The sequence below is a fragment of the Neisseria sp. P0021.S006 genome (genome assembly GCF_051956895.1).
In genome coordinates this window covers 1-838 of sequence record NZ_JBQCWZ010000580.1, presented here as the reverse complement: position 1 = coordinate 838, position 838 = coordinate 1, and the positions used below count along the sequence as shown (strand labels likewise).

Annotated in this window: 2 protein-coding genes; both read left to right on the top strand. The window is 52.3% G+C overall.

All coding sequences use genetic code 11. The features are described from left to right. Positions 1-398 (top strand): rRNA maturation RNase YbeY (ybeY, locus tag ACTHUM_RS15815; RefSeq protein WP_440403395.1); only part of this gene is annotated, 398 nt, incomplete at its 5' end. A 1-nt stretch (position 399) separates the two neighbouring features. Further along, a partial coding sequence (locus ACTHUM_RS15810; protein ID WP_440403394.1) for a CBS domain-containing protein occupies positions 400-838 on the top strand: 439 nt, incomplete at its 3' end.

Here is an 838-nt window from a genome sequence, read left to right as displayed (position 1 = left end):
CGTGGTCTGCCTTGAAAAACGAATACCGCCGTGCAGACATCAGCCTGATTCTTCTGGACGAAGAAGAAGCCCGCGCCTACAACCGCGACTACCGCGGCAAAGATTACGCCACCAATGTATTGAGTTTCGCACTCAACGAAGGCGAAATCCTGCCCGACCAGTTTTCAGACGGCCTGTATGGCGATTTGGTGATTTGCCCGCAAGTGGTTTTGAAAGAAGCCGCCGAACAAGGCAAAACACCTGAGCAGCATTTTGCCCACCTGACCATACACGGTACTTTACACCTGATGGGCTACGACCACATCGAAGACGATGAAGCCGAAATAATGGAAGCCGAAGAAATCCGCCTGATGCTGGCGTCAGGCTTCCCCAACCCCTACCAAGAGGACGAATATTAAAATGGACGGTACGCAGTCGAAACCCAAGTTTTTCGAACGCCTAATCTCCCGACTTGCCGGCGAGCCCGACTCCGCCGAAGACGTATTAACCCTGCTGCGCCAAGCGCACGAGCAGGAAGTTTTTGATGCCGACACACTGACCCGGCTGGAAAAAGTATTGGACTTTGCCGAACTGGAAGTGCGTGATGCCATGATTACGCGCAGCCGCATGAACGTATTGAAAGAGAACGACAGCATCGAGCGCATCACGGCCTACATCATCGAAACCGCCCATTCGCGTTTCCCCGTCATCGGTGAAGACAAAGACGAGGTTTTAGGTATTTTGCACGCCAAAGACCTGCTCAAATATATGTTCAACCCCGAGCAGTTTCACCTGAAATCCGTCTTACGCCCTGCCGTTTTCGTTCCCGAAGGCAAATCTTTGACCGCCCTTTTAAAAG